Raw genomic sequence first — 12863 nt, 5'->3', positions numbered from 1 at the left:
CGCAGACACGAGAGGAAGCAGCTGTGGACAGCACCGCGGTACTCCCCCGCACACCAACAATCGGGCTCGACGGAGTCGGGAAGTCCTACAACGGCGTCTCCGTACTGCGCGACGTCACCTTCGAGATCGTGCCTGGCGAGATCCACGGCCTCCTCGGCGAGAACGGCGCGGGCAAGTCGACGCTCCTCAAGATCCTCGGCGGTGCAATCCCCGCCGACGTCGGCACGCTCACGTTCGACGGCGCCCCCATCCGGCTCTCGAGCCCTCGGGACTCCATCGCGCACGGCGTCTCGCTGATCGCCCAGGAGCTAGCGCTGCTCCCGAGGCGCACAGTGCTTGAGAACGTCTTCCTGGGGCGCTGGGCCAACGCGGCCGGCTTCGCAACGCGGGCCGCCGACCTGGCCGAGTTTGATCGGCTCTGCGAGGAGTCGGGATTCGAGCTCGACCCGTCGGCGCTCGTCGGGTCGCTCCCGCTCGGCAAGGCGCAGCAGGTTGAGATCCTGAAGGCCCTGGCCAGAGGCTCTCGAGTGCTGTGCCTGGACGAGCCGACGGCCGCGCTCGGCGAGGGCGAGAAGGAGCAGCTCCTCGCCGTACTCCGGGCGCTCGCAGCCAGGGGCACGACGATCGTCATCGTCTCGCATTTCCTTGAGGAGGTCCTCGGTATCGCCGACCGCATCACCGTCCTCCGAGACGGTGCGCAGATCACGACGGAACCCGCCGCTGGCCACTCCACCGAAACGCTGGTGCGCCTCATGGTGGGGCGCGAGGTCGCCGCGCTCTCGCGAACCCCGGACCCCGTTCCGGCGGGTGCACCGGTCGTGCTTCGAGCCACCGGCATGAGCAGCGCGCGGGTCACGGACATTTCCCTGGACGTGCGACGCGGCGAGATCCTCGGCCTGGCCGGACTCGTCGGCAGCGGCAGATCGGAGGTGCTCAGGGCGCTGTTCGGCGCCGACCGGATCACCGCAGGCACGATCGAAGTCGGCGGTTCCGAGGTCAAGCGCAGCAGCATCCGCCAGATGATCGACCGAGGTCTTGCGCTGGTCCCCGAGTCGCGGAAGGAGACCGGTCTCGTGCTGCGCCGCGACACCGTCGAGAACATCGCCCTACCGTCGCTCGCATCCAGGCAGACGGGCGGGATCTTGCGCCGCCGGGCGGAGCGGCAGGCGGTCGACCGCGTCATCGCGACCGTCGACGTGCGCGGCACCGTGCGCAACGTGCCGCTCGGCGCTCTCTCCGGCGGCAACCAGCAAAAGGCGCTCTTCGGGAAGTGGCTCATGACTCCCCCGAAGGTGTTCCTGATCGACGAACCGACTCGAGGTGTCGACATCGGCGCCAAGGTCAACATCCACAACCTCATCCTCGACCTCGCCGCCGCCGGCACAGCGGTCATCGTTGTGAGCTCCGAGCTCGAAGAGGTGATGGCGCTGGCGCATCGAATCCTCGTTATGCGCCACGGCCGCATCGCCGCCGAGTTCACGAGCCCCGCCGACCGCGAGGACATCATGTCCGCCGCTTTTCTCTAGGAGTTGAACACCGTGACCACAGACACCGTTCCCGTCGAGACTGAGACGCGGCCGCTGCACAAGCGTATTGACCTCAAAGACTTCGGCATCCTCGGCGGCCTGCTCGCCATCATCGTCTACCTGAGCCTCTCGACGTCGACGTTCTTCACTGGCCAGAACATCGTGAATCTCCTCGACCAAGCCGTCGTCATAGGGCTGCTCGCGGTCGGGGCTACGCTCTGTATTGTCTCGGGCGTCTTCGACCTCTCCTCGTCAGCAACATTGGCCGTCTCGGCCATCGCGGGCGTGTACTTCACCTCGCAGTTCGGCGTCGGCGTGGGCTTCGCGCTTGCTCTGCTCGTCGGTGCCCTGCTCGGCACCTTCACTGGCACGATGATCGTGGCAACCCGAGTGAACTCCTTCATCGGCTCCCTCGCAATCAGCATCATCTACCGCGGGCTTGCCGTGGTGCTCACGGGCGGGATGATCCTCGCCGTCCCTGCAGAGCAGCTCGAGGGCTTCCGGGTCTGGGCGACGCCCGTGTTCGGCGGAATCTCTGGCGGAACGATCCTCTTCGCGATCGCGGCACTTGTGCTCGGCTTCGTCCTCTGGGGCACCACTTTCGGCCGACGCATCTACGCGGTCGGCGGCAACGAGGAGGCGGCCCGGCTCTCTGGCGTGCGGACGCCGCTCATCCACATCTCCGTGTTCGCCATCAACGGCGTCTGCGCGGCGGCCGCCGGCATGGTCCTGGCGTCCAGGGCGGGCTCAGCGCAGCCGTCGCTCGGAACCGGGATGGAGCTCACCGCCATCGCTGCTGTCGTGATCGGCGGCACGAGCATCCTAGGCGGCGCGGGCGCCGTCTGGCGAACGGTCGTCGGCGTGATCATCCTCACGGTCATCGGCAACGGCTTCAACCTGCTCCGCTGGGACACGACCTACCAGCAGGTCGTCACGGGCGCGCTGATCCTCATCGCCGTCGCCGCGGATGCGTGGCTGTCGCGGAAGTCGCGGCGAGCGGGAGGATAGACCCGACAGCGCGCCGAGCGTCAACTCGGAAGTCTGGCGCAGGTGGCGGCGTCTGGCGCACGATGCAGTGAACAGAAGCGAGGAGGCACCATGCGGATCGGCGTTCGCGTGTCCGAGGACGAAATCTCGGCGGTTGGGATGCTCGGAGACGGCCGCCTGCTCACAGCAGGAACAAGGTCACCGCTCGGATTCGTGGCCGCCGTCGCCGCCGCGATCGCCGAGTTGCGGGACGCCGGTGGTGAGCGGGTCTCCTCCGTGGTGTTCGACGTGAGCGAGGTGCTGGCGCTCGACGCTGGCGCGAACGTGACCTCGGTGTTCATCGAACCCCGCTCCCCGATCGAACCCCGCTCGCATTTCTGGGCGGCGGAGGATATCCCCGTGCAGGTCGAGGCACTGCGAGGTGGCCACAACGCGCTCGGTCACGAGCTCGTCGAGCTGAGCACTGCAGAGCTGCATCGCCTCGTCGAGCGGGTGCCGACCGGTGCGCAGATCGTCGTCTCGGCCGCAGGCTCCCCGGTCAACGCCGAACACGAGCACCGCACGGCGGCGGCCTTCCGGTCGAGGTCCACAGTCGCGAGCGTGGTCGAGTCGAGTTCGTTCTCCAGCGACAGCCTGCTCTCGCGAGAGTTCACCGCCGTCGTCAACTCACTGCTCCTCACGAGCGCCGAGCTTCTCGCCTCAGGGCTGGCCGACGCCGTGGCGACCCTGTCCGACAACAGCGTGCGGGCGTTTGTGACCACCAACGACGGTGGATGCACGCCGCTCACTCGACTCCCCATCACCCCCGTTCACTCGTTTCGTTCCCAGCCGTCCGTGTCGCTCATCGGCGCGGCGACGCTCGTCGGCAGGTCAGAGGGGTGGATCGTGATCGCAAGAGAGAACGGCGTGGTGATCGGCGAACTCATCGATGGACTGCCGGCGATGCTGAACCGCACCGATCTCCCTGGCGGCGCATCCCTCGCCTCGAGCGCGGCCCGAGTGGTGCCTCTCACGGAAGTCCTGCTTGCCGGCTCAGCGTCGCCGACGGCAACGGTGCTTGTGCCCGGAGGAGAGCGGGCGCTCGCGCCCTTCGGGCTCGCGCCGACCGCGGTCACCGACGAGGACCTCGTGGCGGTGGGCGCCGCAGTTGCGCCCATGTCTTACTGGCACCACAGCGTGACGACTGCGCAGGACGCGGCAGGCATGACCCGGGCCCTGCAGCACGGGGAAACTGTCGCCCGCGCCAACCTCGTGGCTGCGGGAGCCGAACCGGCAGCCGTGCGCATCGCCGAATCACGCGTGCTCAGCACGGCCTATGGCGAAACTCACATGGTGCGCATCCGCGTTCGGGGCGTCGCCCACACCGGGAAACCAGGGGTCGATGCGTCGCCTCTGCACGATGACTCGCTCACGCCGATTGCCGGCACCGTCCCAAGCCTGGGAGCTGGCGCGTGAGGCGCGAGTTGCATGAGGCCGACGTGCGCCACCTCTGCACCGGCGCGCTGTTTGTGGCGTGCACCATTGACCACGGCGGCACGCTGCAGTACCGCGACTTGGCGCTCGCCGCCATGTCGGCCACCGGCCGGCGTCCGCTGCTCATCTCTCCAGACGAACTCGACAGCGACGCCATGTCGGCGTCGCTGGGGTTCGTGAACAAAGGCCTCATGACCTTGGAGATGATACCGGTCGGCGACGAGTTCGAGACGGCGCTTGAGCTCCTCGCCGGACACCTGAGCCAGCCGCTCGAGGGCGTCTTCCCACTGGCCGCGGCGAGCATCAACGTGATCGTGCCGCTGTACGTCGCGCTCCGAACGGGTCTTCCTCTGGTTGATGCGGACCCCATGGGCCGCGTCTTTCCCCTGCTCGATCAGACGACGTTTGCGCTCGCCGGGCTCAACGCAGGGCCTATCGGGCTCACGGGTCCGACGGGCGAGACCGCCGTCCTCGAAGTGCTCTCCCCCGCTCGCGCAGAACGCATCGTGCGTGCGCTGGCCGCCGAGCTCGGTGGATGGGCGGCAACCGCCTCGTACCCGGTCACAGGGGCGCAGCTCCTGCAGCACGGGGTCGTCGGCAGCATCAGCCGCCTCATCGAAATCGGTCGGATCCTTGACTCCGACAAGTTCACCCATGAGAAGCACGCAGAACTGACCAGACTCCTTGGCATGAAGAAGGCCATCCGCGCCCGAGTCACCGCCGTGGAGGGGCTATCCCGACCCACCCTGCCCGGCCTCCCTGACCGCCCCTCGAGCGTCACGCTCGTCGACGAGGCGCAGGGGCGCATCATCCGCTTGGAGGTCCAGAACGAGATCCTCATGATGCTCGTCGACGGGGCCGTGCACGCGATCATCCCGGACATTATCACCATGCTCAGGCCCGAGGACGCGGGCGTGACGAGCCTCGAGGATCTGTGGGTTGGCAACAAGCTCGACCTCGTCTCCTTCCCTGCTGCCGAGCAGTGGTATACGCCTGAAGGCCTCTCGCTGCTGGCCCCGATGACCACGCACACAGTGCGCGGTATTGGCGAACGGGGGCGCCGGTGATCGTTCCACGACGAGGAGTGAACCTCACCGACCTCCTCGCATCACAGGCGGGCGACGAGCTCACTCCACATCATCTGCCGGAGCACCCGCAGGCGGTGCGCGAAGTGATCATCATCACCAACGTCGACGACGTACTCAGCGTCGGTCCCGACAGCGTCGTGTTGCTTGGCGAGGAGCTCGCGCTTGGCGGTTGGGTCGTCTCGGTAGCCCTCCGCTACGCCTGGGAACGCCACGCTGTCGCCGTGATCGTCTCGGAGCAGGTGTTCTCCGACTCCATCATCGAGCTGGCTCGGCGCTTCGGCGTCGCGCTCCTCACCGCGAGCGCCGCGATCGACCGGGCCGCGGTCTCGCTCGCAAGGGAGCTGGGAGCACTCGAAGCCGGCGTCCTTAGCCGACTGGATGCGCTGCAGTCGCGTGTCGCCAAGTCGGCTTCGCCGCAGCGCGCTCTCGAGGCGCTCGCTACGGAGTTCGGCGGCGCTGGCGTTCAGCTTGTAGTCGGCGGCATCGAGCTCTTCGGCGCCGGACAGCCACCGGCAGACTCCATCGAGGTGCGGCGCGTCCTGGACGCCCGCGAGGCCGACTGCGAGCTGCGCGCTTTCGTCGCGCGCGGCCAGCAGGAGTTCGCCGACCAGGCGCTCGCCAGGGCCGCCGCGACCATCCATTCACTCCTCATGGCTCAGGAGCTCGCCGACATCGACGCGGCCGCGCCGCTCCTCAGCTTCGCCGAACTGGCTGACACGCCCGTGGTCCCCTCGCTGGAGGCCGAGTCCACCACGACCTTCTCGCGTTCCGAGGCGCGGAGCCGCGACACAGCGTCCCTGACAGTTGTCGTGCTGCGGGTCGAAGGCAATGATGACCTGGCCGCCTCTCGCCTTGCGCCGGTTGTGTCACAGCGGTGGCGGACCGCGTTCCCCAAACTGCCCCTGGCGCGCGCGTCCGGCGGCTGGTTCGCGTTTGTGCCGCACGAACGCGGCGACGCCAAGCTTCACCGCAGCCTTGACAGCCTCCTGACTGGACAGCCTGGTCGCGCTGGTCTGGCCGGGCAATCCGGAATTCCCGGCGGTACGGGCGGGGCGGGACGTCTTGGACTTGCCGTCGGGCTCGCGTCGGGTTCTGTCGACGAGAAATCTGCGCTGCTGCGGCGCGCGCACCTCGCCTCGCGACTCGCGCGTAGCGGCGAGGTCATCGACGCAGAGAACATCGGCGTCCCGCTGCTTCGTCGGCTGCTGACTCGCGAGGATGCGAGGGCGCTCGCCGAGGTCAGCTACCCGGACCTCCTCGCGGATCCGCAGGCAGACGAGATCATGCGTGCAGTGCTTGCTTACCTCGACGCGGCGGGGTCCGGCACGTCAGCCGCCCTCCGCCTCGGAGTGCACCGCAACACGCTGCAGGGGCGGTTGCGTCGCGCGGCCGAACTCGGAGTCAGCCTTGATCGCCCCGAGCTGGTCCTGCCCGTGCACCTGCTTCTCGCAGCGATCGTCGCCGACGGCCCAGAGCAGAATTTCCCCCTTCACGACCAAACCGATCAGGAAATGGAGTCCCACGAATGACCGCACCCACACAGCTCTCGCTCACCGCTGCCGCAGGGGAGGCGACGGCGAAACTCTCGAGCATTCTCGTCACCGTGACCGCCCTCACACCGGACGGCACAGAAGTGTCCCGCCTGTACTCCACGCACCCTGAGACCTACGCTGTTGGCGGTCGCAAGCGCATGGATCCCTCGCAGACCTCCCCGCTTTGGAAGTCGCAGGTCGTGGAAGGGCAGCAGGCGTTCCTGGGCGCAAACCGCGACGCGGTGCGCGAGTTCTTCTTCGACTGGAAGACCATCGAGAGCCTCGGCTGCGGTGCGATCGTGAACACGCCAGTGGTCCTCGACGGCGAGACGATCGGCTCCATCAACTTCCTCGGCAGCGAAGGGAGCCTGACCTCGGAGTCGGTGGCAGTGGCGCTCGACATCACGGCGCGGGCGACCGCGGCCGTCGCGAGGGCCCGCGCAGAGGCGTTCCCCGAGGTGACCCGGTGACGCGGTTCGCTACTCGAGGCGGGTCGCTCCGCATCCGGAACGGACTCGTGTTCGACGGCACCTCAGAGACGCTCGAGGCCCGGGATGTGCTCATCAGGGATGGGATCATCGTCGACGAGCAGACGGTCGGCTCCGGATCGCGCGACGTGCCGACGCTCGACGCGAAGGGCGGCATGGTCACTCCGGGCTTCATCGACGCGCACCTGCACGCGTACGCTTTGTCACTCACGCTGCTCACCAACGAGACGCGCCTGCTCAGCTACGTGGCGCTCGTCGCGAAGCAGCGGCTCGGGCGCACCCTGCACCGGGGGTTCACGACCGTGCGCGACGTCGCGGGCGGCGATGCGGGCCTCCATCGAGGCATCGAGGAGGGCCTCATCGAGTCACCGCGGTACTACTACACGGGCGCCGCCCTGAGCCAGACGGGTGGGCACGGTGACCCGACCGCGGCCGACGACACGCTCTGCTTCCACTCGGGGCCCGGCCTGGAGATCGTCGACGGGGTCGAGGCGCTCCGCCTCGCCGTCCGGACACGGATGCATGGGGGCGCGCACGCCATCAAGATCATGGCTTCGGGCGGGGTCACTTCTCCCGCCGACCCACTTAAGATCCCCCAGTACTCGCTTGAAGAGATCCAGGTCGTCGCCGAGGAAGCTGGGCGCCGAGGCTCCTACGTGGCCGCGCACGCGTACTCCCCCGACTCCATCCAGCACGCGCTGCGCGGCGGGGTCCGTTCGATCGAGCACGGCAACCTGTTGGATCCGCCAACCGCGGAGGCGATGCGCGAGGCCGGCGCCTACCTCGTCCCGACGCTGGTTACCTACGACGCGATGTCGCGTCACGGGCGATCGCTGGGGATGACTGAAGTCGGGCTGAGCAAGAATGCTGAGGTGCTTGAGCAAGGGAAGCACGCTATCGAGCTCGCCAAAAACTCCGGCGTGCCGGTCGGGTTCGGCTCCGACCTCATGGGTGATCTCGAAGGCGAGCAACTGCAGGGGCTCCGACTGCAGAGCGACGTCACGGGCGTGCTCGAGCTGCTGCGAAGCCTCACGTCCGTCAACGCGGCCCTGCTCCGGGAGGAACGGCTCGGCCGCATCGGCGCTGGCGCATTCGGCGACGTGCTGATCTTCGACGGGAACCCGTTGGAGACGCCGGAGCTGCTGTGGTCACAGCGTCGGCCACGCGTCGTCCTGGACGGTGTCCCCATCACGGCGTCGGCGTCTCAATGAACCGGGTTGTCCTGCAGGGGGTCTGGGCGGACGACTCCAATGCCGGTGCCTGTGCGAAGTTCGGTGCCCGGTCGGTCGACGGCTTCGTCGCTCGACCAGGGCAGACTCGAATCGAGGACGTGGACGGCGAGGTCGTCTGCTTCACGGGGCTGGGCTCCCGCGCATCCGGCACCGCGGCCGATCTTCGCATGGCCGCGCGCGCCGGTGCGCGACGAATCTCCCGTGCGCTGCCAGCGAGGTCGCCGGAGCGTGCAGCCGTCGATCTGGTGGTTGATGTGGATTCGTTCCTCAACCCGCGCACGGCACCGGCCGCCGCGCTCCGCTCGGCAGTGCTCGCCGGGGCGTCCGAGGGCGGCTACGAGTTCCAGATGCTGGACGCCGTGACCCACCTATCATCGACCCTCGGAGTCAGCGTCAGGCGACCTGATGGCACTGCCATGCAGGCTCCGGTCCTTGAGCTCGCTCTGGCACACGCCGTCGCCGGCGCCCGCGATCTCGTCAACCTCCCTGCGTCGGCCCTCACGCCGACGGGGTTCGCTGATCTGGCCGCCGAGCTGCTGCTCCCTCTCGGGGTAAACGTGGCCCGTCGCGATGCGGCTGAGCTTGAGGCGCAGGGCTTCGGCGGAATCACCGCGATCGGCAAGGGGGCGGACAACCCTCCCGTGCTGCTTGAGCTGGCGTTCGGCGAGGAATCGCCCACATGCACGTTTGTCGGCAAGGGAGTCACCTATGACTCGGGTGGGCTGTCGTTGAAGCCTCCCGACGCACTGATGGACATGAAGTCGGACATGGCGGGTGCGGCGGCCCTGGTTGCCGTGTTCTCAGTACTCCCACAGTTCGCCCCCGGGAGCTCGTTTCGCGCCGTCATCGCGCTTGTCGAGAACATGCCGGGCCCGAGGTCAGTGCGCCCCGGTGACGTCGTCGTCCTGCGCAACGGGTCCACATTGGAGATCCTGAACACCGACTTCGAGGGGCGCGTCATTCTGGCGGATTCGCTTGCGCTGGCAGCAGAGAGCTGCCCGGCAGCCATCGTCGATCTCGCGACCTTGACGTACGCCGCGAACCACGCACTGGGCTCGCGCTACGCCGCAATGGTGGCTTCAGATGAGCGACTCGCGGAACTCCTGATCGATGCTGGCAAGCAATCGGGCGACCTCGTCTGGGGGATGCCGCTGCAGCCAGAGCTTGAGGAACAGATTCGTTCGGACGTTGCCGACTATAAGAACTTCCCCGGCACGGCGGAGGCCCGTGTGTCGACTGCTGCGTTGTTCCTGCACCAGTTCGTCGGCGGTATCCCGTGGGCGCACATCGACATGGCGGGGCCCGCCTTCAAAACGTCTGCGGATGCCTTCTCGGCAAGCGGCGGCACCGGGTTCGGCGTGCGCTTGCTCACCGAGTTCATTGCTTGGGGCGGCGCAGGTCGCCGCTGACCCCCAGACACACGGAGGCAGGGCGACCTCGCGGGCTCATGAAGGGTGGATTCCTCGTATCTGGAACCCGGGACAGGCGGCTGTGTGCGCGGTGCACGTTCGAGCGGGTACGGATGCGCCAGCCAGACTGTTCGCGTACGGTCGCGCCATGACGACCCCACAGAACGTATCCCCCGCGTCCGGCGACTCGAACGACTCCTCGACCGGCGACGAGAACCTGCGCGACATCATCGAAGAGGTCGAGGGCGAGCACGGGCGGGACGGCGCGGCCGCTATGGCCGACAAGCTCCGCGACCGCACCGAGGAGACGCAGCAGGAGGAAGAGGACCCTGCCGAGGAGCAGAACTAGGCGGATGGGCGTCGCATCGTCGTGACCGGTAGCGTCGTGTCATGACTCGCCCCGCCGCCACCCCAACCGTCCAGGTCGACGACGACCGATTCCGCGTGACCGAGTGGCGCTTCCCTCCCGGTGCCGAGACCGGCTGGCATACGCACACGATGCCGTATGTCGTCGTGCCGCAGACGACGGGAACCCTGACCGTCGAGACCGAGACTGCTGACCCGTTCGCGATGGAGTGCACGGCCGGCGTGAGCTACAGCCGCGAGGCCGGCGCACGCCACAACATCGTGAACGACCGCGACGAGCAGTTCACGTTCGTGGAGGTCGAGGCGAAGTGCTCCGTCGCGTGAGGGACGCAAACAGCGTCGACTCCGGTTCCGGAGATTCCGACGCGGTTCCCTAACGAGTCCCCGAGGAGCCCGGGACTGAGCAGAACCTTGAGACCGACCCTTCGTTCGTGGCGCTGACGCCGGATGAGCGGCGGCTCGCGCTGACCGCCGGACGATTGTTCGGCGTGATGGCGACAAAGGCCGGTCAGGAGTCCCCTCACCCGTTGCGCGCGGTGCCATTCGAGGGCGGGGTCGCGGTGTTCCGCGCGGTTCGCGGCGGCGGCATGATCCTCGTCGGGGACGACGAGTCCGTCATGTTCCGCGCCTCGTCGTACACGTTCGATCGTGCCTTGGAGGAGTTCAGCGCCGGCGAGCGCACTCAGGTGGAGTCGTTCGGACGCGGATGAACCGTCGTCGCCACTGCTCTGGCAGCAGCCACGACGGTTCAGTTCACTCGAAGTCTTACTGTGCGCGGATGTCGGAGAAGACCATGAGCCAGTTCGGGTCGACGGCATAGAAGGCGTCCGTCAGGTTTGCCTTCTTGAGGCACGAGTCGGTACCGGTCAGGAGCGTCCCAGAGAAGGTGACGAGCTGCCCTTCCTCCATTGACGTCAGGGCGGTGAACATCGGAGTCCCAGGCTCGATCAGAGTGTTGTCGCCAATGTCCGAGAACGCATTGTTCCAGGTCTGGAAGACCATGTTCTCCGCAATTTCGATGCGAACGTGCGCCTTGCCCTCATCGTTGGCCCCGATCTCAATGATCTTGCCCACCCACTGCTGGGTAGCACCGCCAGGGACGGTTTCGCAGAGCGCTGCATCTCTCGAACGGATGGCTTCCGATTCCTGAAGCTCTGTAGACGCTGCGTCGTAAGCGTCCAGGTGCTGATCAGCGACCGTGACAAATGACAATTGCTGGTCGGGGTAACCACCGTAGGCGTCAGCTGGAACCGGCTCCGCCGGCGCTTGCGTGGGAGTAACCGCGGGGGCCTCCTCAACGGGTTCAGCGGGCACTTCGACGACAGCTTCTACTTCTGCGGCAGCGGTCGCTTCCGTCGTCGCAACGGCCGCAACCGGCTCGTCTGCATCCCCCGAACCGCCCAGTCCGATCGTGGTGCCGATCGACGCGACCACAGCCAACGACGCGAGGACGATTCCAACGACCGCCATGGGCCGGCTCTGCCCCTTGCTGAGAGCGAGAACACCGAACACGATCGCCACGAACCCGACGAGCAATCCAAGAACCGGAACGAGCCCGATCAGGAAAGCGACGATGCCGACTACCAGGGCCGTGACCGCGAGCCCCTTGAGCTTCTTCCCGACTGATTGAGCCGGGAGAAAGCTGTGGTGATTCTGTTGCTGGCCGTACCCGTTCTGCGGAGGCTGAGGTTGCGACTGCGCACCGAAGTTGGGTGCTGCTGGAGGAGGGGACATTCGGAAACCTTCTGACGGAAACTGGGAGTTTCCTGAAGGCTAGGGAAAATACTCACGATGCGTATCCCCGGGCAGTCCCCGGATTGCCAGCCCGATGAAGACCGCGAACATCTCGATGCATTGCGTGAGAGTCTCAGCTCTGCGAGCTTCTTCCGACGGCCTTCGCCGCTCGGACGCCAACGCGGGCACCGTAGAGGACGAACCCGAGCAGGGCGAGGCATCCGGCCATCACAACCCCGATCATGACCGGGCTGGGCATCGGGATCAGCACCACCAGGCCGGTCACGAGCGCCAGGATGCCGGCGGTCATCGTGGCGCGCTTCGACCGCACGTGCGCGGCGAGCCAGGCCACGTCGCTTGACATCGTGCTCGGCGTCCGGATGCCGGCGATGTCGTTCCGCCTCAGCTGGCCCGAGGCCGCGGCCTGGGCCATCCACATGACGAGGAGCCCGGAGCCTGCCATGACGATTGCCAGAACGATTCGAACGGCGAACGGGGTATCCATCTGCACCATCGTACGGAGCAGGCCGTCGTCGCCTTTCAGCTCGCAGGCCCATAGCCCTCGTTCGGTGCGGCAGCTCCTCGTGCCCTAGCGTTGTCGACGTTCCGAGTTCGGCAAGATTTCCTGGAGGTCAGCCTCGATGCCTGATCAGCTTCCCCCATGTCCCGAGTGCGCGAGCGAGCTCGCCTACGAGATGGGTGCGCTGCTGGTGTGCCCGATGTGCGGCCACGAGTGGTCGGCCGATGACGCCGACGGTGCCGAGGCACACCTCAAAGTTCGGGACTCGGTCGGGAACGTGCTGGCCGACGGCGACTCCGTCACGATCGCGAAGGACCTCAAGGTCAAGGGCGCAGGCGGCGGAACGGTCAAGGTGGGCACGAAGGTCAACGGCATCCGCCTGATCACGGACGGCGTCGGCGACCACGACATCGACGCGAAGGTGCCAGGGTTCGGGCAGATGCAGCTGAAGTCGAGCGTGGTCAAGAAGGTCGTCTGACGACGAAGCCGGCCGGCCGGCAGCGGGATT

At 67.2% G+C, this 12863-nt stretch carries 14 protein-coding genes; 12 read left to right on the top strand and 2 right to left on the bottom strand.

Annotated elements, in window-relative coordinates:
* Window positions 1-23 precede the first annotated feature (23 nt).
* The 11 genes from FHX72_RS08340 to FHX72_RS08290 all read left to right on the top strand — a co-directional run bounded on the left by FHX72_RS08340 (window position 24) and on the right by FHX72_RS08290 (window position 10811).
* Window positions 24-1526, top strand: a complete 1503-nt coding sequence (locus tag FHX72_RS08340; RefSeq protein WP_183624343.1) for an ATP-binding cassette domain-containing protein — start codon at window positions 24-26, stop codon at window positions 1524-1526.
* A gap of 12 nt (window positions 1527-1538) precedes the next feature.
* The gene (locus FHX72_RS08335; RefSeq protein ID WP_068494972.1) at window positions 1539-2534 is read left to right on the top strand and encodes an ABC transporter permease; all 996 of its coding nucleotides are present in this window, start codon (window positions 1539-1541) and stop codon (window positions 2532-2534) included.
* Window positions 2535-2624: 90 nt separating this feature from the next.
* Window positions 2625-3968 carry a hypothetical protein gene (locus FHX72_RS08330; RefSeq protein ID WP_068494970.1) on the top strand — a complete coding sequence of 448 codons (1344 nt, stop codon included), beginning with the start codon at window positions 2625-2627 and terminating at the stop codon, window positions 3966-3968.
* A complete protein-coding gene (locus tag FHX72_RS08325; protein WP_183624341.1) occupies window positions 3965-5053 on the top strand; it encodes an S-methyl thiohydantoin desulfurase domain-containing protein in 1089 nt (362 codons plus the stop codon). The genes FHX72_RS08330 and FHX72_RS08325 overlap by 4 nt, the downstream gene beginning before the upstream one ends.
* Window positions 5050-6603: a helix-turn-helix domain-containing protein gene (locus FHX72_RS19650; protein ID WP_183624339.1), complete on the top strand. Its 1554-nt coding sequence runs from the start codon at window positions 5050-5052 to the stop codon at window positions 6601-6603. Before FHX72_RS08325 ends, FHX72_RS19650 begins: the two co-directional genes overlap by 4 nt.
* Window positions 6600-7076 carry a hypothetical protein gene (locus FHX72_RS18910; protein WP_068494966.1) on the top strand — a complete coding sequence of 159 codons (477 nt, stop codon included), beginning with the start codon at window positions 6600-6602 and terminating at the stop codon, window positions 7074-7076. Before FHX72_RS19650 ends, FHX72_RS18910 begins: the two co-directional genes overlap by 4 nt.
* Window positions 7073-8305, top strand: coding sequence for a metal-dependent hydrolase family protein (locus FHX72_RS08310; protein ID WP_338110088.1), 1233 nt, complete (start codon window positions 7073-7075; stop codon window positions 8303-8305). The genes FHX72_RS18910 and FHX72_RS08310 overlap by 4 nt, the downstream gene beginning before the upstream one ends.
* Entirely contained in the window at window positions 8302-9735 is a 1434-nt protein-coding gene (locus FHX72_RS08305; protein ID WP_183624337.1) for a M17 family metallopeptidase, read from the top strand. The genes FHX72_RS08310 and FHX72_RS08305 overlap by 4 nt, the downstream gene beginning before the upstream one ends.
* Before the next feature lie 148 nt (window positions 9736-9883).
* Complete coding sequence (locus tag FHX72_RS08300; RefSeq protein WP_068494959.1) at window positions 9884-10084, top strand: hypothetical protein; 201 nt, start codon at window positions 9884-9886, stop codon at window positions 10082-10084.
* Between the two features lie 41 nt (window positions 10085-10125).
* The gene (locus FHX72_RS08295; protein ID WP_068494957.1) at window positions 10126-10425 is read left to right on the top strand and encodes a cupin domain-containing protein; all 300 of its coding nucleotides are present in this window, start codon (window positions 10126-10128) and stop codon (window positions 10423-10425) included.
* Between the two features lie 107 nt (window positions 10426-10532).
* On the top strand, window positions 10533-10811 hold the full coding sequence (locus FHX72_RS08290) for a hypothetical protein (RefSeq protein ID WP_183624335.1): 279 nt from the start codon (window positions 10533-10535) through the stop codon (window positions 10809-10811).
* Window positions 10812-10866: 55 nt separating this feature from the next.
* Here FHX72_RS08290 and FHX72_RS08285 read toward each other — a convergent pair whose 3' ends face one another.
* Window positions 10867-11835, bottom strand: coding sequence for a DUF4190 domain-containing protein (locus tag FHX72_RS08285; RefSeq protein ID WP_183624332.1), 969 nt, complete (start codon window positions 11833-11835; stop codon window positions 10867-10869).
* Window positions 11836-11968: 133 nt separating this feature from the next.
* Window positions 11969-12340 (bottom strand): SdpI family protein, encoded by a 372-nt coding sequence (locus tag FHX72_RS08280; protein WP_068494951.1) that lies wholly within the window; start codon window positions 12338-12340, stop codon window positions 11969-11971.
* A 136-nt stretch (window positions 12341-12476) separates the two neighbouring features.
* Here FHX72_RS08280 and FHX72_RS08275 point away from each other — a divergent pair, with 136 nt between their 5' ends.
* Window positions 12477-12833, top strand: coding sequence for a zinc ribbon domain-containing protein YjdM (locus tag FHX72_RS08275; RefSeq protein WP_183624330.1), 357 nt, complete (start codon window positions 12477-12479; stop codon window positions 12831-12833).
* Window positions 12834-12863: the final 30 nt, after the last annotated feature.

It is taken from the genome of Pseudoclavibacter helvolus (assembly GCF_014191305.1).
GTDB lineage: Bacteria > Actinomycetota > Actinomycetes > Actinomycetales > Microbacteriaceae > Pseudoclavibacter > Pseudoclavibacter helvolus.
This window is presented reverse-complemented; position numbering and strand designations above follow the sequence as displayed.